Origin of the sequence: Streptomyces sp. NPDC100445, assembly GCF_044759735.1 — a bacterium.
Classification (GTDB): Bacteria; Actinomycetota; Actinomycetes; order Streptomycetales; family Streptomycetaceae; genus Streptomyces.
Map to the genome: position 1 here is coordinate 15,174 of NZ_JBIVZV010000017.1, position 21,063 is coordinate 36,236.

General features: G+C 72.4%; 22 protein-coding genes. 16 read left to right on the plus strand and 6 right to left on the minus strand.

What is annotated here, in order from left to right; translation table 11 throughout:
• Window positions 1-97: 97 nt before the first annotated feature.
• From ACIQVT_RS32105 to ACIQVT_RS32120, 4 genes are all read right to left on the minus strand, one after another.
• Entirely contained in the window at window positions 98-1,180 is a 1,083-nt protein-coding gene (locus ACIQVT_RS32105; RefSeq protein ID WP_403762253.1) for an acyl-CoA dehydrogenase family protein, read from the minus strand.
• The gene (locus ACIQVT_RS32110; protein ID WP_403762256.1) at window positions 1,177-2,358 is read right to left on the minus strand and encodes an acyl-CoA dehydrogenase family protein; all 1,182 of its coding nucleotides are present in this window, start codon (window positions 2,356-2,358) and stop codon (window positions 1,177-1,179) included. The genes ACIQVT_RS32105 and ACIQVT_RS32110 overlap by 4 nt, the downstream gene beginning before the upstream one ends.
• The gene (locus tag ACIQVT_RS32115; RefSeq protein WP_403762259.1) at window positions 2,355-3,326 is read right to left on the minus strand and encodes an NADPH:quinone oxidoreductase family protein; all 972 of its coding nucleotides are present in this window, start codon (window positions 3,324-3,326) and stop codon (window positions 2,355-2,357) included. Before ACIQVT_RS32115 ends, ACIQVT_RS32110 begins: the two co-directional genes overlap by 4 nt.
• An 86-nt stretch (window positions 3,327-3,412) precedes the next feature.
• Entirely contained in the window at window positions 3,413-3,985 is a 573-nt protein-coding gene (locus ACIQVT_RS32120; RefSeq protein WP_403762262.1) for a helix-turn-helix domain-containing protein, read from the minus strand.
• 150 nt (window positions 3,986-4,135) lie between these two features.
• Between ACIQVT_RS32120 and ACIQVT_RS32125 the strand changes: the two genes are divergently transcribed.
• The 7 genes from ACIQVT_RS32125 to ACIQVT_RS32155 all read left to right on the plus strand — a co-directional run bounded on the left by ACIQVT_RS32125 (window position 4,136) and on the right by ACIQVT_RS32155 (window position 10,905).
• Window positions 4,136-5,674, plus strand: a complete 1,539-nt coding sequence (locus ACIQVT_RS32125) for an ATP-dependent DNA ligase (protein WP_403762265.1) — start codon at window positions 4,136-4,138, stop codon at window positions 5,672-5,674.
• Window positions 5,671-6,144, plus strand: coding sequence for an NUDIX domain-containing protein (locus tag ACIQVT_RS32130; protein ID WP_403762268.1), 474 nt, complete (start codon window positions 5,671-5,673; stop codon window positions 6,142-6,144). The genes ACIQVT_RS32125 and ACIQVT_RS32130 overlap by 4 nt, the downstream gene beginning before the upstream one ends.
• Window positions 6,145-6,219: 75 nt before the next feature.
• The gene (locus ACIQVT_RS32135) at window positions 6,220-7,605 is read left to right on the plus strand and encodes an NADP-dependent succinic semialdehyde dehydrogenase (RefSeq protein WP_403762271.1); all 1,386 of its coding nucleotides are present in this window, start codon (window positions 6,220-6,222) and stop codon (window positions 7,603-7,605) included.
• A 26-nt stretch (window positions 7,606-7,631) separates the two neighbouring features.
• Window positions 7,632-7,865, plus strand: a complete 234-nt coding sequence (locus ACIQVT_RS32140; RefSeq protein WP_403762274.1) for a DUF6213 family protein — start codon at window positions 7,632-7,634, stop codon at window positions 7,863-7,865.
• A gap of 235 nt (window positions 7,866-8,100) precedes the next feature.
• Window positions 8,101-9,165, plus strand: a complete 1,065-nt coding sequence (locus tag ACIQVT_RS32145) for a type III polyketide synthase (protein WP_403762277.1) — start codon at window positions 8,101-8,103, stop codon at window positions 9,163-9,165.
• Complete coding sequence (locus tag ACIQVT_RS32150) at window positions 9,162-10,376, plus strand: cytochrome P450 (RefSeq protein WP_403762280.1); 1,215 nt, start codon at window positions 9,162-9,164, stop codon at window positions 10,374-10,376. The genes ACIQVT_RS32145 and ACIQVT_RS32150 overlap by 4 nt, the downstream gene beginning before the upstream one ends.
• A gap of 7 nt (window positions 10,377-10,383) precedes the next feature.
• Window positions 10,384-10,905, plus strand: a complete 522-nt coding sequence (locus ACIQVT_RS32155) for a cupin domain-containing protein (RefSeq protein ID WP_403762283.1) — start codon at window positions 10,384-10,386, stop codon at window positions 10,903-10,905.
• Between the two features lie 67 nt (window positions 10,906-10,972).
• On the opposite strand, the gene ACIQVT_RS32160 is transcribed toward ACIQVT_RS32155, so the two are convergent.
• Window positions 10,973-12,202, minus strand: a complete 1,230-nt coding sequence (locus ACIQVT_RS32160) for an acyl-CoA dehydrogenase family protein (protein ID WP_403762286.1) — start codon at window positions 12,200-12,202, stop codon at window positions 10,973-10,975.
• Window positions 12,203-12,371: 169 nt separating this feature from the next.
• On the opposite strand from ACIQVT_RS32160, the gene ACIQVT_RS32165 reads away from it, so the two are divergent.
• Window positions 12,372-12,992 (plus strand): TetR family transcriptional regulator, encoded by a 621-nt coding sequence (locus ACIQVT_RS32165; RefSeq protein ID WP_403762289.1) that lies wholly within the window; start codon window positions 12,372-12,374, stop codon window positions 12,990-12,992.
• 25 nt (window positions 12,993-13,017) lie between these two features.
• Here the strand turns inward: ACIQVT_RS32165 and def are convergent, their stop codons facing one another.
• Window positions 13,018-13,557 (minus strand): peptide deformylase, encoded by a 540-nt coding sequence (gene def, locus ACIQVT_RS32170; RefSeq protein WP_403762292.1) that lies wholly within the window; start codon window positions 13,555-13,557, stop codon window positions 13,018-13,020.
• Between the two features lie 153 nt (window positions 13,558-13,710).
• Here def and ACIQVT_RS32175 point away from each other — a divergent pair, with 153 nt between their 5' ends.
• The 8 genes from ACIQVT_RS32175 (at window position 13,711) to rocD (ending at window position 21,011) form a co-directional block, all read left to right on the plus strand.
• Complete coding sequence (locus tag ACIQVT_RS32175) at window positions 13,711-14,949, plus strand: MurT ligase domain-containing protein (RefSeq protein ID WP_403762295.1); 1,239 nt, start codon at window positions 13,711-13,713, stop codon at window positions 14,947-14,949.
• A gap of 20 nt (window positions 14,950-14,969) precedes the next feature.
• Window positions 14,970-15,698, plus strand: a complete 729-nt coding sequence (locus ACIQVT_RS32180; protein WP_121789991.1) for a type 1 glutamine amidotransferase — start codon at window positions 14,970-14,972, stop codon at window positions 15,696-15,698.
• A 276-nt stretch (window positions 15,699-15,974) separates the two neighbouring features.
• On the plus strand, window positions 15,975-17,000 hold the full coding sequence (locus ACIQVT_RS32185) for a 6-phosphofructokinase (RefSeq protein ID WP_403762299.1): 1,026 nt from the start codon (window positions 15,975-15,977) through the stop codon (window positions 16,998-17,000).
• Between the two features lie 111 nt (window positions 17,001-17,111).
• Entirely contained in the window at window positions 17,112-18,062 is a 951-nt protein-coding gene (locus tag ACIQVT_RS32190) for a cytochrome c oxidase assembly protein (RefSeq protein ID WP_403762302.1), read from the plus strand.
• Window positions 18,063-18,141: 79 nt separating this feature from the next.
• Window positions 18,142-18,309, plus strand: coding sequence for a hypothetical protein (locus ACIQVT_RS32195; protein ID WP_403762305.1), 168 nt, complete (start codon window positions 18,142-18,144; stop codon window positions 18,307-18,309).
• Between the two features lie 37 nt (window positions 18,310-18,346).
• Window positions 18,347-18,832 carry an Lrp/AsnC family transcriptional regulator gene (locus tag ACIQVT_RS32200; protein WP_403762308.1) on the plus strand — a complete coding sequence of 162 codons (486 nt, stop codon included), beginning with the start codon at window positions 18,347-18,349 and terminating at the stop codon, window positions 18,830-18,832.
• Between the two features lie 152 nt (window positions 18,833-18,984).
• Window positions 18,985-19,794, plus strand: a complete 810-nt coding sequence (gene ddaH / locus ACIQVT_RS32205) for a dimethylargininase (protein WP_403762311.1) — start codon at window positions 18,985-18,987, stop codon at window positions 19,792-19,794.
• On the plus strand, window positions 19,794-21,011 hold the full coding sequence (gene rocD, locus ACIQVT_RS32210; protein WP_403762314.1) for an ornithine--oxo-acid transaminase: 1,218 nt from the start codon (window positions 19,794-19,796) through the stop codon (window positions 21,009-21,011). The genes ddaH and rocD overlap by 1 nt, the downstream gene beginning before the upstream one ends.
• The last annotated feature ends 52 nt before the right edge of the window (window positions 21,012-21,063 follow it).

Genomic DNA, 21,063 nt, shown 5'->3' on the forward strand with positions numbered 1-21,063 from the left:
TCGGCCGCAAGTGTGGCGTAGCGGAGGGTCTGTCCGGGTCGCTGACGTGTCCGCCGTTCGTGTGGTGTCACACGGCCGGCCCTTCGGGCTCCGGCGGTCAGGGCGCCTGGAGGTCTACCAGTTCCGCGAGCGCCGAGCGGTGCGCGCCCGCGGTGCCATAGGCGATCGAGTCGGCCTTGGCCCGCTTCAGGTGCAGGTGGGCCGGGTGTTCCCAGGTCATGCCGAGGCCGCCGTGGAGCTGCACCGCCTCCTCGGTGGCGCGGACGGCGACCGGGGAGGCGTAGGCCTGGGCGACGGCCACGCAGACGTCGGTGTCCGTGCCGGTGGCGAGGGCGTCGGCGGCGGCACGGGCGGCGGCCCGGAGGTGGACCACCTCCAGCCACAGCTGGGCGAGCCGGTGCTTGAGCGCCTGGAACCCGCCGACCGGGCGGTTGAACTGCTTGCGTTCCTTCAGGTACCGGACCGTTTCGGTCAGGGCCTGGTCGGCCACGCCGAGCTGCTCCGAGGCGAGCAGTCCGGCGGCGGCCCGCAGGGCCCGGCGTACGGCGGGTCCGGCGTCGCCGACGCGGCGGCCGGACGCGCCGGCGAGGGTGACGGTGGCGAGCGGCCGGGTGAGGTCCAGGGACACCTGCGGGGTGACCGTCACGGCGTCGGCGGTCACGGCGTACAGACCGCCGTCGTCGGCCGGGACGAGCAGCACGTCGGCGGCGGCCGCGTCCGCGATGCCGGTCAACTCGCCGTGCAGGACGCCTCCCTCGGCGCGTACGGTCGTGAAGGCGGCGTCCGGGCCGTGGTGCAGGCCGACGGCGAGGGCGCCGATGGTCCGCCCGGAGGCCAGCCGGCCGAGCAACTCCTCGTCGTCGCAGGCGAGCAGGGCCTCGGTGGCCACGACGGCGCTCGTGAGGTAGGGCACGGGGGCGACCGCCCGTCCCAGCTCCTCCAGCACCACCGCGGCTTCGCGGGCGGTGGCGCCCTGGCCGCCCCGGGCCTCGGGCACCAGGAGACCGGCCAGGCCCATGCCGTCGGCGAGCAGCTTCCACAGGGCAACGTCGTGCGGGGCGTCCGACTCGGTGCGGGTGATCACGTCGGCCGGGTGGCAGTGGTCCGTGAGCAGGTCGCGGACGGCGGCACGCAGCGCCTCTTCCTCCTCGGAGTAGAGGAGATCCGGCTGTGTACTCATCGGGCCAGGTCCTTCCAGGCGACGTCCTTGTCGGTGCGCGGCTCGGCCGGCAGGCCCAGGACGCGCTCGGCGACGATGTTCAGCAGGACCTCACTGGTCCCGCCCTCGATGCTGTTGCCCTTGGAGCGCAGGTAACGGTAACCGGCGTCCCGGCCGGTGAAGTCGACGAGTTCGGGGCGGCGCATGGTCCAGTCGTCGTACAACAGGCCCTCCTCGCCGCGGAGTTCGACTTCCAGGCCGCTGATCTCCTGGTTCAGGCGGGCGAAGGCGAGCTTCATGCCGGAGCCCTCGTAGCCGGGCTGGCCGGCGACGAGCTGCTGGCGCAGGCGTTCGCCGGTGAATCGGGTGACCTCGGCCTCGACCCACAGCCGCAACAGGCGCTGGTGCAGGTCGTGGGTGCGCAGCGCGGGGCGTTCGCGCCAGGTCCGGGCGGCCGGGCCGATCATGCCGCCCTCGCGGGGCAGGGCCATGCCGCCGATGGAGACGCGCTCGTTCATCAGGGTGGTCTGCGCGACCCGCCAGCCGTCACCGATCGCGCCGAGGCGGCGGGAGTCGGGGATGCGGACGTCGGTGAGGAAGACCTCGTTGAACTCGGCCTCGCCGGTGATCTGGCGCAGCGGCCGGACCTCGACGCCCGGGTCGGTCATGTCGCAGACGAAGTAGGTGATGCCCTGGTGCTTGGGCACGTCCGGGTCGGTGCGGGCGATGAGGATGGCCCAGCGGGCCACGTGCGCGCTCGACGTCCACACCTTCTGCCCGTTGACGGTCCACGCGTCACCGTCGCGCACCGCCCGGGTGCCGAGCGCGGCCAGGTCGGACCCGGCGCCGGGCTCGCTGAACAGCTGGCACCAGACCTCCTCGCCGGTCCACAGGGGCCGCAGCCAGCGCCGCTTCTGCTCCTCGGTGCCGTAGGCGAGGATCGTCGGCGCGGCCATGCCCAGGCCGATGCCGATGCGCCGGGGGTCGTTGCCGGGGGCGCCGGCGGCCGCGAGCTCGGCGTCGACGACGCCCTGGAGGGACCGTGGGGCGCCGAGCCCGCCGAGGCCCTCCGGGTAGTGCACCCAGGCCAGGCCGGCGTCGAAACGGGCCCGGAGGAAGTCCAGGCGGTCGGTGCTCGCGGGCGGATGCTGCGCCAGCAACTGCTGTGTGCGGCGGCGCAGTTCCTCGGCATCGGTCATGCTACGGCTCCCTTCTCCAGGACGACGGCCACCCGGCCGGTGGTGATTCCGTCGGCGACCCGCTGCACGGCGTGCGCCGCCGCGGAGAGCGGCACGCGTTCACTCACCAGCGGCTTGATCGTGCCGTGGGCGGCCAGTTCGGTCAGTTCCTCGTGGCACCGCAGGATCAGTTCGGGGTTCCTGGTGTTGTACAGGCCCCAGTGCAGGCCGAGGATGGCGTAGTTCTTCACCAGGGCGTGGTTGAGGGCCGGGCTCGGGATGGTGCCGCTGGCGAAGCCGACGACGACGATCCGGCCCTCGAAGGCGACCAGCTTCGCGGACTGCGCGTAGGCGGCGCCGCCGACCGGGTCGTAGATCACGTCGGCGCCCCGGCCGCCGGTCGCCTCCTTGACGGCGGCGACGACGTCCTCGGCGTGCCGGTCGACCACCACGTCACAGCCGAGGTCGCGGGCGACGGCGGCCTTGTCCGCGCCGCCCACGACACCGATCACGGTGGCGCCGGCGGCCTTGCCGAGCTGTACGGCGGCGCTGCCCACCCCACCGGCGGCGGCGTGCACCAGCAGGGTCTCCCCCGCCGCCAGGCGGGCGCGGCGGTGCAGCCCGAACCAGCCCGTCTGGTAGCCGATGTGCAGCGCGGCGGCCTCGGCGTCGTCCAGCGAACCGGGTGCGGGGAGCAGGGCGCGGGCGTCGGCGAGGGCGTACTCGGCGAAACCGCCGTGGGGCAGCGCGGCGGTGGCGAGCACCCGCCGGCCGTCCTCGGTCTCGCCGCAGATCTCCACGCCCGGGGTGAAGGGCAGCGGCGGGCGCACCTGGTACTGGCCCCGGCACAGCAGCGCGTCGGGGAAGTTGATGTTGGCGGCGCGCACCCGCAGCAGCACCTGGCCGTCGCCCGGTACGGGCGGCTCCACCTCGGCGAGGCGCATCACCTCGCCGGGCTCGCCGTTCTCGTGCACTTGCCATGCCTGCATGCGGGGCCTCCAGGGGACTGCTGCGTCTGACCGGGTCCGATCGCATACTAAGCGGTCGCTTGCCGATCAGGGAACAGCGGGACGCGTCACTTCCGGGCCGGCCGCGCCCGTACGTGCATCCGCTCGCCCTGCGGCCCGAAGAGGCTGAGGAACTCCACGGGCCCCTCCCCCGCCGACCCGAACCAGTGCGGAACCCGCGTGTCGAACTCCGCCGCCTCGCCCGCCGCCAGCACCACGTCGTGCTCGCCGAGCACCAGTCGCAGCCGCCCGGACAGCACGTACAGCCACTCGTAGCCCTCGTGGGTGCGCGGCTCCGGGGCCTGTCTGCGCTCGGGTTCGCGCACCTTGTAGGCCTGGAGACCGCCGGGCTGGCGGGTCAGCGGCCAGAACGTGCGGCCGTTGCGCTCGACGGGTTTCGCCCGCACCCGGGGATCGCCGGCCGGCGGGGCACCGACCAGTTCGTCCAGCGGGACCTGGTGGGCCTCGGCGATCGGCAGCAGCAGTTCCAGGCTGGGCCTGCGCAGGCCGGACTCCAGCCGGGACAGGGTGCTGACGGAGATCCCGGTGGCCTCGGACAGCGCCGCCAGGGTCACCTCGCGCTCCTTGCGGACGCGCCGCAGCCGCGGGCCGACGCCGGCGAGGACTTCTTCGGTGCTCATGCCCGTATTGCAGGTTCGGCAAGCGGCTTTGTCAATCCCGCACGGACCGGGCGACGGCCGGCCGGAGGACTCGCGGTGGTCGGCGCCGTGCGGATGCGCCGGTGCGCCCGCCCGGGTGTGGGCCGGGCACCCGCGGTGCACCATGACTGCATGCTGCTGACCCGGTTGGCCGAGGTGTCCCGGGACGTGGCCGCGACGGCGGCACGGTCCCGCAAGACCGCCCTGCTCGCGGAGCTGTTCCGGGACGCGGAGGCGGACGACGTACCGATCGTCATCCCCTACCTGGCCGGACGGCTGCCGCAGGGCCGGCTCGGGGTCGGCTGGAAGGTGCTCGGCCGCCCGGTCCCGCCGGCCGCCGAGCCCACGCTCACCGTCCGGGAGGTCGACGCCCGGCTCACCGAGCTGGGCAAGGTCTCCGGGCCCGGCTCCCAGGCGGAGCGGGCCCGGATCGTCGGCGAGCTGCTGGGCGCGGCCACGGAGCCGGAACAGCGCTTCCTGCTCGGCCTGCTCACCGGTGAGGTACGCCAGGGCGCGCTGGACGCTCTCGCGGCGGAGGGGCTGGCCCGGGCGACCGGCGCGGACCCCGCGGACGTACGGCGGGCGGTGATGCTCGCGGGTTCGCTCCAGAGCGTAGCCCGGGCGCTGCTCGCCGAGGGCCCCCGGGCGCTGGCAAAGTTCCGGCTCACCGTCGGCCGCCCGGTGCTGCCCATGCTGGCGCACAGCGCCTCCTCGGTCGCCGATGCCGTGGAGAAGCTGGGCGGGTGCGCGGTGGAGGAGAAGCTGGACGGCATCCGGGTCCAGGTCCACCGGGACGGCGACACGGTACGGGTCCACACCCGCACCCTGGACGACATCACCGGCCGGCTGCCCGAAGTGGTGGCCGCCGCACTGGAGTTGCCCGGCGAGCGCTTCGTCCTGGACGGCGAGGTGATCTCCTTCGGCGCCGGCGGGCGGCCCCGTTCCTTCCAGGAGACCGCGGGCCGGGTCGGTTCGCGCGCGGACGTGGCGAGGGCCGCCGAGGAGACGCCGGTCTCCCCCGTGTTCTTCGACGCCCTCCTCGTCGACGGCCGTGATCTGCTCGACCTGCCCTTCGCCGAACGGCACGCGGAGCTGGCCCGGCTGGTGCCCGAGCCCATGCGGGTGCGCCGGACGGTGGTCCACGGCCCGCTCGACATCCCGGCGGCGGAACGGTTCCTCGCCGACACCCTGGCCCGCGGCCACGAGGGCGTGGTGGTGAAGGCCCTGGACGCGCCGTACAGCGCGGGCCGGCGCGGCGCCTCCTGGCTCAAGGTCAAACCCGTCCACACCGCGGACCTGGTGGTCCTGGCCGCCGAGTGGGGCCACGGCCGCCGCACCGGCCGGCTCTCCAACCTGCACCTGGGCGCCCGCGCCCCGGACGGCACCTTCACGATGCTCGGCAAGACCTTCAAGGGCATGACCGACGCGATGCTCGCCTGGCAGACCGAGCGGCTGCGGGAACTCGCCGTCCAGGACGACGGGTGGATGATCCGGGTGCGCCCCGAACTCGTCGTGGAGATCGCCTACGACGGTCTCCAGCGCTCCTCCCGCTACCCGGCCGGCGTGACCCTCCGCTTCGCCCGCGTGATCCGCTACCGGGAGGACAAGCGGCCCGAGGAGGCCGATACGGTGGAGGCCCTGCTGGCGGCCCACCCGGAGGTCACACCGTGACGGTGCGTGCGACGAGGCGCAGCGCGGGACTGCTGGTGTTCCGGCACACCGCGAACGGACCTGAGGTGCTGCTCGGCCACATGGGCGGCCCGCTCTGGTCGAAGAAGGACGCGGGTGCCTGGACCGTACCCAAGGGTGAGTACGAGCCGGACGAACCTGCCTGGGAGGCGGCCCGGCGGGAGTTCCGGGAGGAGCTGGGGCTCGCGCCGCCCGACGGGGAGGCCGTACCGCTCGGTGAGGTGGTGCAGCGCAACGGGAAGATCGTCACCGCGTGGGCGGTGGAGGGGGACCTCGACCCGGCGGCGATCGTCCCCGGCACCTTCACCATGGAGTGGCCGCCGCGCTCCGGCCGCAGACAGGAGTTCCCGGAACTGGACCGGGTGGCGTGGTTCACCCCCGACCGGGCCCGTGCGGTGATCGTCACGGCGCAGGCGGCGTTTCTCGACCGGCTGGCGGAGCACTCGGGCTGAACAGGCGACCACGCGTTGCGGTCGGCCCTGCCGCGCGCGAAGGTCGGAACAAGCCCGCTCCCAGGGAGGTCGGCCATGCCCATCGCGACGGTGAACCCGGCGAACGGCGAGACGCTCAAGACGTACGAACCCATGGGCGAGGAGGAGCTGGAACGCCGGCTCCAGCTCGCCGAGGCCACGTTCCGCACCTACCGGACGACGACGTTCGCCGACCGGGCCCGGCTGCTGACCAGGGCTGCCGACCTGCTGGACGAGGACCGGCGGGAGATCGGCCGGATCATGACCACCGAGATGGGCAAGCCGGTCACCCAGGCGCGGGCGGAGGCCGCGAAGTGCGCCAAGGCCATGCGCTGGTACGCCGAGCGCGCCGAGGAACTGCTGGCCGACGAGGAGCCGCCCGAGCAGGACGTGCGGGACTCCGGCGCCTCCCGGGTACGGGTGCGCTACCGCCCGCTCGGCCCCGTCCTCGCCGTGATGCCGTGGAACTTCCCGCTCTGGCAGGTGATCCGGTTCGCCGCGCCCGCCCTGATGGCCGGCAACGTCGGCCTGCTCAAGCACGCCTCCAACGTGCCGCAGACGGCCCTGTACCTGGAGGACCTCTTCCACCGCGCGGGCTTCCCCGAGGGCTGCTTCCAGACGCTGCTGATCGGCTCGGGCGCGGTGGACGACATCCTGCGCGACGAGCGCGTGAAGGCCGCCACCCTGACCGGCAGCGAGCCGGCGGGCCGGGCGGTCGCCTCCACGGCCGGGGAGATGATCAAGAAGACGGTGCTGGAGCTGGGCGGCAGCGACCCCTTCGTCGTCATGCCCTCCGCCGACCTGGACCGCGCGGCCGAGGTCGCGGTGACCGCGCGGGTGCAGAACAACGGGCAGTCCTGCATCGCCGCGAAGCGGTTCATCGTGCACACCGACGTCTACGACGCGTTCGCCGAGAGGTTCGTCGCCGGGATGCGGGCCCTGCGGGTCGGCGACCCGCTGGAGGAGGACACCGAGATCGGACCGCTCGCCAGTGAACGCGGGCGGACCGACCTGGAGGAGCTGGTCGACGACGCGCGGCGGGGCGGTGCCGAGGTGCTGTGCGGCGGGCAGCGGCCCGACGGGCCCGGCTGGTACTACCCGCCGACGGTGCTCGCCGGTGTCACCCGCGAGATGCGCGTCCACCGCGAGGAGACCTTCGGACCGGTGGCCACGCTCTACCGGGCCGGCGACGTGGACGAGGCGGTCCTCATCGCCAACGACTCGCTGTTCGGCCTGAGTTCGAACGTGTGGACGCGGGACGAGAGCGAGGTCGACCGGTTCGCCCGCGACCTGGAGGCCGGTGCCGTCTACGTCAACGGGATGACCGCCTCCCATCCGGCGTTCCCGTTCGGCGGGGTGAAGCGGTCGGGGTACGGGCGTGAGCTGTCCGGGCACGGAATCCGGGAGTTCTGCAACATCACCACGGTTTGGCAGGGTGCGTGAGCACCACGCGGCTAACATCCCGTTCTGTGAACCGCGAAGTGACCCTGCCTCTGATCGTCGACGACCGCGGTACCTTGCAGGTGGCCGCGGCCGACGTGAGTAAGTTGCTGCGCACCGTGGGCGCGCGGTGGCTGCACCTCGTCGACGCCGGGGAGGAGCGGCTGGACGAGGACACGGTCGCCGCTCTCACCATCGAGCTGGCGAAGCTGGCGGACCGGATCGACGTGGCCTGCATCGCGCACAGCAGCGGGGCGCCGTAGGCCCCTCCCACGCCCGTGCGTCGCCCCGCCGGCCGTCCTAACGGCCGGCGGGGTGTTTTCCCTCGTCCGGCGGCGGAAGTCGCCCTGCTCGCGGTGCCCGGGGTCCCCGATTCGGAGTAGTCCAACGAGAGATCGTGGGCCTCCCGGGTGACGGTGGGTGGAGCACCCACAGAGGTGAACCATCTACGGACCGGCGGGCGAGAGCCCGTCGGCACGCGGAAAGCAGGGACGGTTCATGGCGACTTTGTGCAGACCCTCGGTATCGGTCCCGGAGCACGTGATCACGATGGAGGAGACGCTGGAGCTGGCGCGCTCCCGCCACGAGGACCACCCCCAACTGCCTCTCGCGCTGCGACTGATCGAGAACACCGGCGTGAAGACCCGGCACATCGTGCAGCCCATCGAGGAGACCCTCAAGCACCCGGGCTTCGAGGACCGCAACAAGCTCTACGAGGCCGAGGCGAAGGCCCGGGTCCCCGCGGTCATCCAGCGCGCGCTCGACGACGCCGAGCTGCTCACCAGCGACATCGACGTGATCATCTACGTCTCGTGCACGGGCTTCATGATGCCCTCGCTCACGGCGTGGCTGATCAACGAGATGGACTTCGACAGCACCACCCGTCAGCTCCCCATCGCCCAGCTGGGCTGCGCGGCCGGCGGTGCGGCCATCAACCGGGCCCACGACTTCTGCTCGGCCTACCCGAACGCCAACGCGCTGATCGTGGCCTGCGAGTTCTGCTCGCTGTGCTACCAGCCCACCGACATCGGCATCGGTTCGCTGCTCTCCAACGGCCTGTTCGGTGACGGCATCGCCGCCGCCGTGGTGCGCGGGCAGGGCGGCACGGGTGTCCGGCTGGAGCGCAACGGCTCCTACCTGATCCCCAAGACGGAGGACTGGATCGCGTACGACGTCCGGGCCACCGGATTCCACTTCCTGCTGGACAAGCGGGTCCCCACCACCATGGAGCCGCTCGCCCCGGCGCTCAAGGACCTGGCGGGACTGCACGGCTGGGACGCGTCCGACCTGGACTTCTACATCATCCACGCGGGCGGTCCCCGAATACTCGACGACCTCAGCAAGTTCCTCAAGGTCGAGCCGCACGCGTTCCGGTTCAGTCGGGCCACGCTCACCGAGTACGGCAACATCGCGAGCGCCGTCGTCCTGGACGCGCTACGCCGGCTGTTCGACGAGGGCGGCGCCGAGGACCGGGCCCGTGGACTGCTGGCCGGATTCGGCCCCGGTATCACCGCCGAGATGACCGTGGGCCGCTGGGTCTCCCCGAACGGGGACGGACGATGACGGAGGAGACCCTCACCGGGGTCGTACCCCCGGTCCGGGACTGGCCGGCGCTCGACCTGACCGGGACGGACTTCGACCCGGTGCTGGCCGAACTGATGCGGGAGGGCCCCGTCACCCGCGTCCGGCTGCCCAACGGCGAGGGCTGGGCGTGGCTGGTCACCCGGTACGACGACGTGCGCGCGGTGGCCAACGACCCCCGCTTCGGCCGGGAGGCGGTGCTGGACAAGCCGGTCACCCGGCTCGCCCCGCACTTCATCCCCGACCGGGGCGCGGTCGGCTTCCTCGACCCGCCCGACCACACCCGGCTGCGCCGCTCGGTCGCCGCCGCCTTCACCGCCAAGGGTGTGGAGCGGCTGCGCGGCCGGGCCCGCGACATGCTCGACGCGCTGGTGGACCGGCTGCTCGACGGCGGGCCGCCCGCCGATCTCACCAGCGCGGTGCTCGGCCCGTTCCCCATCGCGGTGATCTGCGAGCTGATGGGCGTCCCGGCCGGCGACCGGGACGACATGCACGAGTGGACGCAGCTGATCCTGTCCTCCGCGCACGGCAAGGAGGTCAGCGAGCGGGCCAAGCGCGAGATGAGCGCCTACTTCGCGGAGCTGATCGGCGCGCGCGGGAACAGCACCGGCGAGGACGTGACCTCGCTGCTCGGTGCGGCGGTGGGCCGGGGCGAGGTGACGGCGCAGGAGGCCGTCGGACTCGCCGTCCTGCTCCAGATCGGCGGTGAGGCGGTCACCAACAACAGCGGGCAGCTGTTCTACCTGCTGCTCACCCGCCCCGACCTGGTGGCGCGGCTGCGCGCGGAGCCGGAGATCCGCCCGCGGGCGATCGACGAACTGCTGCGCTACATCCCGCACCGCAACGCGGTGGGCCTGTCCCGGATCGCGCTGGAGGACGTGGAGATCCACGGCACGCGCATCCGCGCCGGCGACGCGGTCTACGTCTCCTACCTGGCCGCCAACCGCGACCCGGACGTCTTCCCCGAGCCGGACACCGTCGACCTGACCCGCAGCCCCAATCCGCACGTGTCGTTCGGTTTCGGCCCGCACTACTGCCCCGGCGGCATGCTGGCCCGGCTGGAGGAGGAACTGCTGATGGACGCCCTGCTGGACCGGGTGCCGGGCCTGAGCCTGGCGGTGGCGCCGGACCAGGTGCCGTTCCGCAAGGGCGCGCTGATCCGGGGCCCCGAGTCCCTGCCGGTGACCTGGTGACCGGCCCATGACGGAGACGGAGGGACTGTACGTGCCGCCGGGCCACGGACGCGTCGTGGAGACGCCGGCCCAGCGGGTGACGTTCAAGGTCACCGGAACCCACTCGCGGATGGCCTCCACCTTCGAGGTGGAGGTCCCGCCGGGCTTCGACGTCGGCGCCCACGTGCACACCCGCAGCGAGGAGCTGTTCTACGTCCTCGAGGGTGAGCTGGACGTCCTCGCCTTCGAGCCTCGCGTCCGCACACCCGACAACTGGCGGAAGTGGGAGTCGTGTTCGGGCAGCAGGGTGGTGCGGGCGACGCCGGGCACGGTCGTCGTCGTACCGCCCGGGTGCCCGCACGCGTTCGCGAACCCGACGGACGCGCCCGCGAGGATGTTCTTCCAGGCGAGCCCGCCACCGGATCACGAACGCTACTTCGAGGAGCTGCTGGAGATCCTCTCCGACGGCGGCCCGCCGGACCAGGAGGCCATCGAGGCACTGCGGGCCAAGTACGACATCGAGCAGCTCACCCCACTGAGACACCGGTGACCGGCCCCGCCCGAGGGGGCACGGGCGACCGCGCGGTGGACCACGGCGCACCGGCCCCCCGGCGGCGCTACCTGATCGGCATCCCGGCCAGCGTCCGCGCGATGACGAGGCGCTGGATCTCGCTCGTCCCCTCGAAGATCGTGTAGATGGCCGCGTCGCGGTGCATCCGCTCCACCGGGTACTCCCGGGTGTAGCCGTTGCCGCCGAGGATCTGGATCGCCTGCCCGGTGACCTTCTTCGCGGTCTCGCTGGCGAACAGCTTGGACATCGACCCCTCGGCCGCCGTGAACGGCCTGCCGTTGACCGCCATCCACGAGGCCCGCCACACCAGCAGCCGCGCCGCGTCGATCTGGGTGCGCATGTCCGCGAGCTGGAAGGCCACACCCTGGTTGTCGATGATGGGCCGGCCGAACTGCTCGCGCGTCTTCGCGTAGTCGAGGGCGACCTCGTACGCGGCCCGGGCGGTGCCGACCGCCATCGCGCCGACGGCCGGCCGCGAGGCCTCGAACGTGGCCATCGCCGCGTTCTTCACCCTCTCCCCGTCGGAGGCCTTCGCCCGCTCCCGGGCACGGGCGAGCCGCTCGTCCAGTTTCTGCTTGCCGCCGAGCAGGCAGGAGCCGGGCACCCGGACGTTGTCGAGGACGACCTCGGCGGTGTGCGAGGCGCGGATGCCGTGCTTCTTGAACTTCTGGCCCTGCGTGAGGCCCGGCGTGCCCGGCGGGACGATGAAGGACGCGTGGCCCTTGGAGCCCAGCTCCGGGTCGACGACGGCGACGACGACGTGGACGTTGGCGATGCCGCCGTTGGTCGCCCAGGTCTTCGTGCCGTTGATCACCCACTCGTCCTTGGCCTCGTCGTACACGGCCCGCGTGCGCATCGAGGCGACGTCGGAGCCGGCGTCGGGCTCGGAGGAGCAGAACGCGGCGACCTTGACGTCACTGGCGTCGCCGTACATCTGCGGGATCCAGGTGCCGATCTGCTCCTCGGTACCGTTGGCGAGGACGCCCACGGCGGCCAGGCCGGTACCGACGATGGACAGGGCGATGCCCGCGTCGCCCCAGAACAGCTCCTCCATCGCCATCGGGATGCCCAGGCCGGTGGGGTCGAAGTACTGCTGGGCGTAGAAGTCGAGGGAGTAGATGCCGACCTTCGCCGCCTCCTGGATCACCGGCCAGGGGGTCTCCTCGCGCTCGTCCCACTCGGCGGCGGCGGGGCGGATCACGTCCGCGGCGAAGCCATGGAGCCAGTCCCGGACTTCCCTCTGTTCGTCGTTCAGCTCCATGGTGAACTCGGCCATGTGCCCTCCAGCGGCGGCGGTGCGATGTTACTAGCGGTAACGCGAGTCTGTTACCGACCGGTAGGAAAAGTCAACCGGCAGGGTCCCTCGCCATCCCGTTCGATGTCAGGGGCCCGGTCAGTGTTAGTTTGCGCTGGCGTCACCGAATCAGCACGGGTGGGGAGAGCACATGGACACCACGCAGCGGACCGAGCAGCAGCGGTCCGCCGACCGCCGACGGCGCGAGCTGCTGGAGGCCGCCGACCGGGTGGTGCTGCGCGACGGCCCGCAGGCGTCGATGAACGCCATCGCGGCGGAGGCCGGCATCACCAAACCCATCCTCTACCGGCACTTCGGCGACAAGGGCGGACTCTACGCCGCCCTGGCCAAGCGGCACACCGACGCGCTCCTCGACTCGCTGCGGGCCGCGCTCGACGCCCCGGCGGACCGTCGGGAGCGGGTGGAGTCCACGCTGGACACCTACCTCGCCGCGATCGAGGCCCGGCCCCAGGTGTACCGCTTCCTGATGCACCCCGCGGAGGGCGACGTCGGCAAGCACTCCGCCCCGCTGCTGCGGCGGATGGGCGAGGAACTGGCCCGGGTCATCGAGGAACGGGTGGACGTCGGGCCGGAGAGCCAGTTGCTGGCCCGGGTGTGGGGGCACGGCATCGTCGGGATGATGCACGCGGCCGGCGACTGGTGGCTGGGCGAACGGCCCTGCTCCCGGGCCGACTTGGTGCGCTCCCTGGCCGACCTGCTGTGGGGGCGGTTGGCGGCCGCCGGGGACCGACTGGGCGGCCCCGGCTTCTGACCGCTCCCGACCCGCCCGACCCCGCTCACCGGTGCCACGGGGCGCGGGAGATCTGCCGCAGCAGCCTGCGCCTGCGCAGTCCCGTGAGGTGGTCCGCGTACACGCGCCCGTCCAGGTGGTCGTACTCGTGCTGGAGGCACCGGGCGAAGAACCCCGTGCCGTGGACCGTGACCGGCTCCCCGGCCGCGGTGAACCCCTCGACCACCGCGTGGTCGAACCGCTCCGTGCCCGCCTCCAGCCCCGGCAGGGACAGACAGCCCTCCGGACCCCGGAGCACGACGCCGTCCGCCCGCACCAGACGCGGATTGACCAGGTGACCGAGGTGGCGGACGTCCTCGTCGTCGGGACAGTCGTACACGAACACCCGCAGACCGACCCCCACTTGGTTCGCGGCCAGGCCCACCCCGCGGGCCGCGTACATCGTGGCGAACAGGTCCTCCACGAGGGCGGCCAGGCCGGGGCCGAAGTCGGTGACGTCCCGGCAGGGCTCGCGCAGTGCCGCGTCGCCGAGCAGGGTGAGGGGCCGGACGCGCCCGCGGGCGCCCGGAATGGAACCGTGTCGCATGGCGGCAAGGGTACGGTTCGTTCAGCCCATGCCCCGCCGCGGAATGCGTGGACCGGGATTCGGGTGTGCGAACGGATCTCGATAGGCTGACGTTCACACCACGTTGCCGGATGGCCCCAGGCGCGGCGCGTACGCTAGGAGGATCGAGAACTGATGGCAGGCAACTCGGACCCGCTCTCGCCGCGGGCCAAGCTGGCCGTGACCGCGGGCAAGGCGGTCGCTGCGGCATCGCGCGCAGCGGGACGCGGCAGCGGGTCGGTGATCGGCGGCCGGGTCGCGCTGAAACTCGACCCCGACCTGCTCGGGCGGCTCGCCCAGAACCTGGACGTCGTCCTGGTCTCCGCCACCAACGGCAAGACGACGACCACCCGGCTCATCGCCGAGGCGCTGGGCGCCGCGGGTCCCGTCGTCTCCAACGCGCTGGGCGCCAACATGCCGGCCGGCATCACGTCGGCCCTGGCGGGCGGCTCGGAGGCGAAGTTCGGCGTCATCGAGGTCGACGAGAAGTACCTGGCCGGCGTGGCCCGGGACACCGGCCCCAAGTGCATCGCGCTGCTGAACCTCTCCCGCGACCAGCTGGACCGTGCCGCCGAGACCCGGATGCTCGCCGAGAACTGGCGTGAGGGGCTGGCCGGTTCCAAGGCGGTCGTCGTCGCCAACTGCGACGACCCGCTGGTGGTCTGGGCCGCGTCCTCCTCGCCGAACGTGATCTGGGTCGCGGCCGGGCAGATGTGGAAGGACGACGCCTGGTCGTGCCCCTCGTGCGGCGGCGTCATGCAGCGTCCCGGCGACGACTGGTTCTGCGGCGAGTGCGGCTTCCGCCGGCCCACCGCGTCCTGGGCGCTCTCCGGCGACCACGTCCTGGACCCGCACGGTTCCGCCTGGCCGATCCACCTCCAGCTGCCCGGCCGCGCCAACAAGGCCAACGCGGCCAGCTCCGCGGCCGTCGCCGCCGTGTTCGGCGTGCCGCCGCAGGTCGCCCTGGAGCGGATGTACCAGGTGCAGGCGGTGGCCGGCCGGTACGACGTCGTCCAGTTCCAGGACCGCGACCTGCGGCTGCTGCTGGCCAAGAACCCGGCCGGCTGGCTGGAGACGTTCTCCCTGATCGACCCGCCGCCCGCCCCGGTGATCCTGTCCGTGAACGCGCGCGGGGCCGACGGCACCGACACCTCCTGGCTGTGGGACGTCGACTACACGCGGCTGACCGGCCACCCGATCTTCGTGATCGGCGACCGGAAGCTGGACCTCGCGGTCCGCCTGGAGGTCGCCAACCAGCACTTCCAGGTCTGCGAGAACCTCGACCAGGCCGTGCAGATGTGCCCGCCGGGCCGTATCGAGGTCATCGCGAACTACACCGCGTTCCAGGACCTGCGCCGCCGCGTCGGCAACTGATCTTCGAAGGGGATCACCTCATGAGCGACAACCAACTGCGGCTGGTGTGGATCTACCCGGACCTGCTGAGCACCTACGGCGACCAGGGCAACGCGCTCGTCGTGGAGCGCCGGGCCCGCCAGCGCGGCCTGGACGTGGCGCGCCTCGACGTGCGCAGCGACCAGCCGATCCCGACCTCCGGCGACATCTACCTGATCGGCGGCGGTGAGGACCGCCCGCAGCGGCTCGCCGCCGAGCGGCTGCGCCGGGACGGTCACCTGCACCGGGCGGTGGAGAACGGCGCGATCGTGTTCTCCGTCTGCGCGGGCTACCAGATCCTCGGCCACGAGTTCATCAACGACCTGGGCCAGCGCGAGCCGGGTCTCGGCCTGCTCGACGTGGTGTCCGTGCGCGGCGAGGGCGAGCGGTGCGTCGGCGACGTGCTGGGCGACATCGACCCGCAGCTGGGCCTGCCCCCGCTGACGGGCTTCGAGAACCACCAGGGCGTCACCCACCTCGGCCCCACCGCCCGCGCCTTCGCCCGGACCCGGATCGGCAAGGGCAACGGCACGGGGGACGGCACTGAGGGCGCGTACAACGGCACGGTCTTCGGCACGTACATGCACGGGCCGGTGCTCGCCCGCAACCCGCAGATCGCCGACCTGCTGCTGAAGCTGGCGCTGGACGTGAACGCGCTGCCGCCGATCGACGACCACTGGTACGAGGCACTCCGCGACGAGCGCATCGCGGCTGCGCAGCAGCCTGCGTAGGTACAGCTGCCCAGCGACCCGCGTAGGTACCGCCGCGCGGCAGCCCGAGTAGGTACCGCGTGACGGCCCGCGTAACCGGGTGTTCAGCGGGATGTCAGCGGGGTGGGGCAGGCTCGTGGTGGGCCCGCCTGACGGCCTGTCCGCTCACATGTGCGGGCGAGTCCAGCAGGCGGACGCCCGCTACGGAGCCACCCCCTCCCGCCGGTAGGGTGACCGGGAATCCGCCGGACAACGTGGTCCGGTTTCCCGGCCCACGTTGAGAAGGTATTTCGGGCTATGCGCATTGGTGTCCTCACGTCCGGCGGCGACTGCCCCGGCCTGAACGCCGTCATCCGGTCCGTCGTGCACCGCGCCGTCGCCGACCACGGCGACGAGGTCATCGGTTTCCGGGACGGCTGGAAGGGCCTCCTGGAATGCGACTACATGAAGCTCGACCTGGACGCCGTGGGCGGCATCCTGGCGCGCGGCGGCACCATCCTCGGCTCCTCCCGAGTCCGCCCGGAGCACCTGCGGGACGGCGTGGAGCGGGCCCGGGGCCACGTCGCGGAGCTGGGCCTGGACGCGATCATCCCGATCGGCGGTGAGGGCACGCTCAAGGCGGCCCGGCTGCTGTCGGACAATGGGCTGCCCATCGTGGGCGTGCCCAAGACCATCGACAACGACATCGCCGTCACGGACGTCACCTTCGGGTTCGACACGGCGGTGGGTGTCGCCACCGAGGCCCTGGACCGGCTGAAGACCACCGCCGAGTCCCACCAGCGCGTGCTGATCGTGGAGGTCATGGGCCGGCACACCGGCTGGATAGCGCTGCACTCGGGCATGGCGGCCGGCGCCCACGCGATCGTCGTACCCGAGCGGCCGTTCGACATGGACGAGCTGACGCGGAAGGTCGGCGAGCGGTTCGATGCGGGCAAGCGGTTCGCGATCGTCGTCGCCGCCGAGGGCGCCAAGCCGCGCCCGGGCTCCATGGAGTTCGACGAAGGCGGCAAGGACGTCTACGGCCACGAGCGCTTCGCGGGGATCGCCAGGCAGCTGTCGGTCGAGCTGGAGGAGCGGCTCGGCAAGGAGGCGCGGCCGGTCATCCTCGGGCACGTGCAGCGCGGCGGCACGCCGACGGCGTACGACCGGGTACTGGCGACGCGGTTCGGGTGGCACGCGGTGGAGGCCGTGCACCGGGGCGAGTTCGGCCGGATGACGGCGCTGCGCGGCACCGACATCGTGATGGTGTCGCTGGCGGAGGCCGTGGAGACGCTGAAGACGGTGCCGCCGGCGCGGTACGTCGAGGCGGAGTGCGTCCTGTAGTCCGGCGACCCCGGTCGCTGACAGGCCGCCCCCGGTCACGGTCGTGACCGGGGGCGGTTCTACTCTGGGGGCGGACAACTCGCACAACCCCCACGAATCAGGAGCCGGCGGATGGATCACAGCGGGCACGGCATGACCATGGATCTGCCGCCGTTCACGCTGGGGCGAGGGCTCGGATGGTCGGCCGACCCCTTCTTCCTCGTCGCCTGTCTGGCCGGCCTCGCCCTGTACGGCTGGGGTGTGGTGCGGCTGCGGCGGCGCGGGGACGCGTGGCCGGTCTCGCGGACCGTGTCGTACGCCGTCGGTGTGCTCACCGTCGTGCTGGTGATGTGCACCAGGCTGAACGACTACGGCATGGTCATGTTCAGCGTGCACATGGTGCAGCACATGGTGATCAGCATGCTGTCGCCGATCCTCATCCTGCTGGGCGCGCCGGTGACGCTGGCGCTGCGCGCGCTGCCGGCCGCCGGGCGGGGCCGCACGGGCCCGCGCGAGCTGCTGCTGATGCTGCTGCACAGCCGGTACATGCGGATCATCACGCATCCGGCGTTCACGATCCCGCTGTTCATCGCGAGTCTGTACGCCCTGTACTTCTCCCCGCTGTTCGACTTCCTGATGGGCTCCCGGGCCGGGCACATCGCGATGATGGTGCACTTCCTCGCGGTGGGGGTGGTGTTCTTCTGGCCGATCATCGGGGTCGACCCGGGCCCGCACCGGCCCGGTCACCTGATGCGGATGCTGGAGCTGTTCGCGGGGATGCCGTTCCACGCGTTCTTCGGCATCGCGCTGATGATGGGGTCGACCCCGATGGTGGACACCTTCCGCGACCCGCCGGCCTCGCTCGGCCTGGACGCGCTGTCCGACCAGGGCGCGGCCGGCGGCATCGCCTGGGCGTTCAGCGAGATCCCGTCGGTGCTGGTGCTGATAGCGCTGCTGTTCCAGTGGTACCGCTCCGAACAGCGGCAGGCCAGGCGCACGGACCGGGCCGCCGACCGGGACGGCGACAAGGAGCTGGCGGCGTACAACGCCTACCTGGCCTCCCTGAGCGCCCGCGAGGGCTGACCCCGCGGTGGTGTGGTGTGCCCTTCGGGCGGGAACCGGGGCACCATGGTCGGGGACGGACCATGAGGAGGGTGTCGCGATGCGCGGATCCACGAACGGTTCCACCAGGACGATGGGGGCGCTCACGGTCGGCGGGCTCGTCGTCGTGACCGCCTACACGGTGGCGCTCGGCAGCAACGGCTGGCTGTGGTTCGGCTGGGTGGTGCTGGGGCTGCTGACCGTCGCCATGGTCGTCACCCGGCCGTGAGTCCGCCCGGGGCGCGCCCGTTCACTACAGTGCCGGCATGAACAGCAGGACGCCCTCCTTCGACGAGCTGGACCGCCGCATCATCACCGCCCTCATGGGCAACGCCCGGACCAGTTTCGCCGAGATCGGCGCGGTGATCGGGCTCTCCGCCACGGCGGTGAAGCGGCGGGTGGACCGGCTGCGCGAGACCGGGGTGATCACCGGGTTCACGGCGACGGTGAAACCGTCGGCGCTGGGCTGGCGCACGGAGGCGTACGTCGAGGTGTACTGCGAGGGCGCCGCCCCGCCCCGGCGGCTGGCGGAGGTGGTCCGCGACTACCCGGAGATCGCGGCGGCCATGACCGTCACCGGGGGCGCCGACGCGCTGCTGCACGTGCGGGCCCGGGACGTGGACCACTTCGAGGAGGTGCTGGAGCGGATCCGCGCCGAGCCGTTCATCCGCAAGACGATCAGCGTGATGGTGCTGTCCCACCTGCTCCCGGAGAGCCCGGACGCGGGAGCCATGTACGCGGCACCGGAATGACCGCCATGATGCGCAGCTTTCCTGCGTCTCGGTAGCGGACAACGCAGCGTTCCTGCGTGGATGCGCAGCCCGTGTCGCTTGTCGGCCGTCCCCCTCCCTTCCTACCGTGGTGTCACCCCCCGTGACACACAGAAGAGCGGAGGAAACCCTCTGTGTCGGACGTGCGTGTGCAGCGCTCCCGGCGGTTCCTGGTCTGCGAACCCAGGCACTTCGCCGTGCAGTACGCGATCAACCCCTGGATGTCTCCCGACCGGCCTGTCGACGTGGACCTCGCCCGGGACCAGTGGCAGGCGCTGATCGACGCCTACCGCACCCACGGCCACTGCGTCGACGCCGTCCCGCCGGTCCCGGGCCTGCCCGACATGGTGTTCGCCGCGAACGCGGCGTTCGTCGTCGGCGGCCGCGTCTTCGGCTCCCTGTTCCACGCCCCGCAGCGGCGCCCGGAGTCGCTGCACTACGACACCTGGTTCAAGGCGGCGGGCTACGACGTGCACCGCCCCACATCGGTGGCCGAGGGCGAGGGCGACCTGGTGTGGACCGGCCGGTACGTGCTCGCCGGCACCGGGTTCCGCACCACGCGGGAGGCGCACCGGGAGGTGCAGGAGTTCCTCGGCCACCCGGTGATCGGCCTGACCCTGGTGGACCCGTACTTCTACCACCTGGACACGGCGCTGTTCGTGCTGGACGACGACAACATCTGCTACTTCCCGGAGGCGTTCTCGGCGGGCAGCCGGGAGGTGCTGCGGCGCCTGTACCCGGACGCGGTGCTCGCCACCCGCGAGGACGCGATGGCGTTCGGGCTGAACTCCGTCTCCGACGGCCGCCACGTCTTCATCGCACCCCGGGCCGAGGCGCTGGCCGAGCGCCTGTCCGGCCACGGTTACGTCCCCGTCCCCGTCGACCTGTCGGAGTTCCACAAGGCCGGCGGGGGCATCAAGTGCTGCACCCAGGAGATCCGCTGATGACCGCACCCGCGCGCACCCGTACGTCCGACGACCTGATCCGCGCCGAGGAGCCGGTCCTCGCGCACAACTACCACCCGTTGCCGGTGGTGGTGGCCCGGGCCGAGGGCAGCTGGGTGGAGGACGTGGAGGGCAATCGCTACCTCGACATGCTGGCCGGCTACTCGGCCCTCAACTTCGGCCACCGCCACCCGGCGCTGATCGAGGCCGCCCACCGCCAGCTGGACCGGCTCACCCTCACCTCCCGCGCCTTCCACAACGACCGGCTGGCCGGGTTCGCCGAGCGGCTCGCCGCGCTGACCGGCCTGGACATGGTGCTGCCGATGAACACCGGCGCGGAGGCGGTGGAGAGCGCCGTCAAGGTGGCGCGCAAGTGGGCGTACGACGTGAAGGGCGTCCCGGACGGGCGGGCGACGATCGTGGTCGCCGCCGACAACTTCCACGGCCGGACGACGACCATCGTCAGCTTCTCCACCGACGAGACGGCCCGTGCCGGCTTCGGTCCCTTCACACCCGGCTTCCGGGTGGTGCCGTACAACGACCTGGCCGCGCTGGAGGCCGCCGTGGACGAGACCACGGCGGCGGTACTGATCGAGCCGGTCCAGGGCGAGGCGGGGGTGGTCGTCCCGGACGACGGCTACCTCGCCGGGGTGCGGGAGCTGACCCGCCGCGCGGGCTGCCTGTTCGTCGCCGACGAGATCCAGTCCGGCCTCGGCCGCACCGGCCGTACCCTCGCCGTCGACCACGAGGGCGTCGTCCCGGACGTGCTGCTGCTCGGTAAGGCGCTGGGCGGCGGCATCGTACCGGTGTCGGCGGTCGTCGCCCGGCGCGAGGTGCTGGGCGTGCTGCACCCGGGCGAGCACGGCTCGACGTTCGGCGGCAACCCGCTCGCGGCGGCGGTCGGCACGGCCGTGGTCGAGCTGCTGGAGACGGGTGAGTTCCAGCGCCGGGCGGCCGAGCTGGGTGTCGTCCTGCGGGACGGGCTGGCCGGGCTGGTCGGCAACGGGGTGGTCGGTTTCCGGGCGCGCGGACTGTGGGCGGGCGTGGACGTCGACCCGGCGCTCGGCACCGGCCGCGAGATCAGTGAGCGCCTCATGCGCGAGGGGGTCCTGGTCAAGGACACGCACGGTTCCACGATCCGGCTGGCGCCGCCGCTGACGATCACGGCGGAGGAGCTGCGTTCCGGACTGGACGCCCTGGCGAAGGTGCTGGCCTGAGGTCAGGGGTGGCGGGCGGGGCCCGGTGCGGCACCGGCCCCCGCCCGCCCCT

Coding starts and splice junctions, on each gene's coding strand:
- ACIQVT_RS32105 (WP_403762253.1), bottom strand. CDS start 1,180: ATGAGTACACAGCCGGATCTCCTCTACTCCGAGGAGGAAGAGGCGCTG.
- ACIQVT_RS32110 (WP_403762256.1), bottom strand. CDS start 2,358: ATGACCGATGCCGAGGAACTGCGCCGCCGCACACAGCAGTTGCTGGCG.
- ACIQVT_RS32115 (WP_403762259.1), bottom strand. CDS start 3,326: ATGCAGGCATGGCAAGTGCACGAGAACGGCGAGCCCGGCGAGGTGATG.
- ACIQVT_RS32120 (WP_403762262.1), bottom strand. CDS start 3,985: ATGAGCACCGAAGAAGTCCTCGCCGGCGTCGGCCCGCGGCTGCGGCGC.
- ACIQVT_RS32125 (WP_403762265.1), top strand. CDS start 4,136: ATGCTGCTGACCCGGTTGGCCGAGGTGTCCCGGGACGTGGCCGCGACG.
- ACIQVT_RS32135 (WP_403762271.1), top strand. CDS start 6,220: ATGCCCATCGCGACGGTGAACCCGGCGAACGGCGAGACGCTCAAGACG.
- ACIQVT_RS32145 (WP_403762277.1), top strand. CDS start 8,101: ATGGCGACTTTGTGCAGACCCTCGGTATCGGTCCCGGAGCACGTGATC.
- ACIQVT_RS32150 (WP_403762280.1), top strand. CDS start 9,162: ATGACGGAGGAGACCCTCACCGGGGTCGTACCCCCGGTCCGGGACTGG.
- ACIQVT_RS32155 (WP_403762283.1), top strand. CDS start 10,384: ATGACGGAGACGGAGGGACTGTACGTGCCGCCGGGCCACGGACGCGTC.
- ACIQVT_RS32160 (WP_403762286.1), bottom strand. CDS start 12,202: ATGGCCGAGTTCACCATGGAGCTGAACGACGAACAGAGGGAAGTCCGG.
- ACIQVT_RS32165 (WP_403762289.1), top strand. CDS start 12,372: ATGGACACCACGCAGCGGACCGAGCAGCAGCGGTCCGCCGACCGCCGA.
- def (WP_403762292.1), bottom strand. CDS start 13,557: ATGCGACACGGTTCCATTCCGGGCGCCCGCGGGCGCGTCCGGCCCCTC.
- ACIQVT_RS32175 (WP_403762295.1), top strand. CDS start 13,711: ATGGCAGGCAACTCGGACCCGCTCTCGCCGCGGGCCAAGCTGGCCGTG.
- ACIQVT_RS32180 (WP_121789991.1), top strand. CDS start 14,970: ATGAGCGACAACCAACTGCGGCTGGTGTGGATCTACCCGGACCTGCTG.
- ACIQVT_RS32185 (WP_403762299.1), top strand. CDS start 15,975: ATGCGCATTGGTGTCCTCACGTCCGGCGGCGACTGCCCCGGCCTGAAC.
- ACIQVT_RS32190 (WP_403762302.1), top strand. CDS start 17,112: ATGGATCACAGCGGGCACGGCATGACCATGGATCTGCCGCCGTTCACG.
- ACIQVT_RS32195 (WP_403762305.1), top strand. CDS start 18,142: ATGCGCGGATCCACGAACGGTTCCACCAGGACGATGGGGGCGCTCACG.
- ACIQVT_RS32200 (WP_403762308.1), top strand. CDS start 18,347: ATGAACAGCAGGACGCCCTCCTTCGACGAGCTGGACCGCCGCATCATC.
- rocD (WP_403762314.1), top strand. CDS start 19,794: ATGACCGCACCCGCGCGCACCCGTACGTCCGACGACCTGATCCGCGCC.